Source organism: Immundisolibacter sp., from assembly GCF_041625615.1.
Taxonomy (GTDB): domain Bacteria; phylum Pseudomonadota; class Gammaproteobacteria; order Immundisolibacterales; family Immundisolibacteraceae; genus Immundisolibacter.
Genome location: NZ_JBFJTF010000231.1, coordinates 1 through 1,794, shown reverse-complemented (window position 1 = coordinate 1,794; position 1,794 = coordinate 1). Strand labels below are relative to the sequence as shown.

Annotated in this window: 2 protein-coding genes and 1 pseudogene; all 3 read right to left on the bottom strand. The window is 71.8% G+C overall.

The genetic code is table 11. The annotated features are described in order from the left end of the window. Positions 1-401: pseudogene (locus tag ABYX71_RS11820) on the bottom strand (hypothetical protein); the annotation flags it as partial. A 73-nt stretch (positions 402-474) separates the two neighbouring features. Further along, complete coding sequence (locus tag ABYX71_RS11815; protein WP_372696691.1) at positions 475-1,242, bottom strand: TerC family protein; 768 nt, start codon at positions 1,240-1,242, stop codon at positions 475-477. A 36-nt stretch (positions 1,243-1,278) separates the two neighbouring features. Next, positions 1,279-1,794: glycerophosphodiester phosphodiesterase (locus ABYX71_RS11810; protein ID WP_372696690.1), on the bottom strand; the 516-nt coding region annotated here is incomplete at its 5' end.

Here is a 1,794-nt window from a genome sequence, read left to right as displayed (position 1 = left end):
GCATACGGCGCCGCCGCGGCCGCCGCGGCAAACCACGGCCACGGCGCCGGCAACGCCGCCGCCCGCAGGCGCTGCGTGTAGTTGACCTGGTAGCAGACGCCGCCGGCCAGCGCCTCGCGCACCCGCTGCACGCCGCCCCGGTAGGCGGCGTCGGTCACCTCGGCCTGCCAGGACACCGGCACCGGCACCGGCACCGGCTCGGCGCGTGGCGCGCCCACCGGCCGGGCGGCATCGAAGAACCCGAACCAGGCGACCGGAAAGCCGTCATCGGGCAGCACCGTCAGCGCCGCATCGAAGGCCGGCGCCGCCTCGTAGGCCAGCACGCCGACGACATGGCGACCGGCCGCCAGCTGCCGCTGCGCCTCGGCCAGGGCCGCCGGCAGGTCGGCCGATGTGCGCACCGTCAACGCACCGACCGGCGACTCGAAACGCAGCCAGCCTCCGTCAGTGCCGCGCAGGAACGCCTGCCCCGGTTCACTGCTCAGGCGGCTGATCCTCGACGTAGGCGCGGCGCAGCTGCACCGGCTCGGCGGGTCGGGTGCGAACACGGATGTTGAGCATTTCCACGCCTACCGAGAAGGCCATGGCGAAGTAGATGTAGCCACGCGGAATGTGCATGTCGAGGCCCTCGCCCATCAGTGCCACGCCGACCAGCACCAGGAACGCCAGCGCCAGCATCTTGACCGTCGGGTGTCGCTCGATGAACCGGTGTATGGCGCCGGCGGCCACCAGCATGATGCCGACCGAGATCATCACCGCCAGGATCATCACCGGAATGTCCCTGGCCATGCCGACGGCGGTCAGCACCGAGTCGACCGAGAACACGATGTCCAGCAGCACCACCTGCACGATGACGGCGGCGAACGAGGCGACCGGCCGGGCCGAGGCGGCACCCTCCTCGCCCTCCAGGCTGCCATGGATCTCCAGCGTCGCCTTGGCCAGCAGGAACAGCCCGCCGACGATGAGGATCAGGTCACGGCCCGAAATGACCTGCCCCAGCACGGCGAACAGCGGCTGCGTGAAACCGAGCAGCCAGGACAGCGACAGCAGCAGCACGATGCGCATGCCCATGGCCAGGCCAAGGCCGATCTGCCGCGCCCGGGCCTGCTGCGACGGCGGCAGCCTGGCCACCAGGATGGACAGGAAAATGATGTTGTCGATGCCGAGCACGATCTCGACCGCGGTCAGCGCCACCAGCGCCACCCACGCCTCGGGATTCGCCATCCAGGCGAAAAAGTCCATCGTCGTCTCCGTCAGCAGGAAATTGCCAAACCGACCTCAGACCGCCTGCGGGCAGTCGCTGAACACCGCATCGACACCCAGCGCCGCCAGCCGGGACGCCACCGCCGCCTCGTTGACCGTGTAGACCCACAGCGCGCAGCCGGCGCCGTGCGCCGCGGCCACCGCGTCCGCATCCGCATCCGCGTGCGCGAGCGCACAGGCGATGACACGCGCGCCCAGCGTCTGCGCCATCGCCACCGCGGCGGTGTCCACCCGCTGGCACAGCACGCCCAGCGCCAGACCCGGCAGCGCGGCGCGCAGCGCCACGAGCTGCGGCCAGTCGAACGAGGAACACAGCAACGCATCGGCCGGCCAGTCGCCGGCCAGTGCCCGTGCGAGCAGCGGCAGCAGGCGCGGCGCCACGTCCGGGCCCTTCAGCTCCAGGTTCACGGCGCAGCGGCCACGGCACAGGTCCAGTACCTCCTGCGGCAACGGAATCCGCTCACCGCCGCCGGCGTCGAGCCGGCGCAGCGCCGCCAGCGGCTGCGTCGCCACCGGGCCGTGGCCGTCGGT

Excerpts from the sequence above, each read along its gene's own strand:
- ABYX71_RS11815 (WP_372696691.1), bottom strand. The coding sequence starts at position 1,242 with ATGGACTTTTTCGCCTGGATGGCGAATCCCGAGGCGTGGGTGGCGCTG.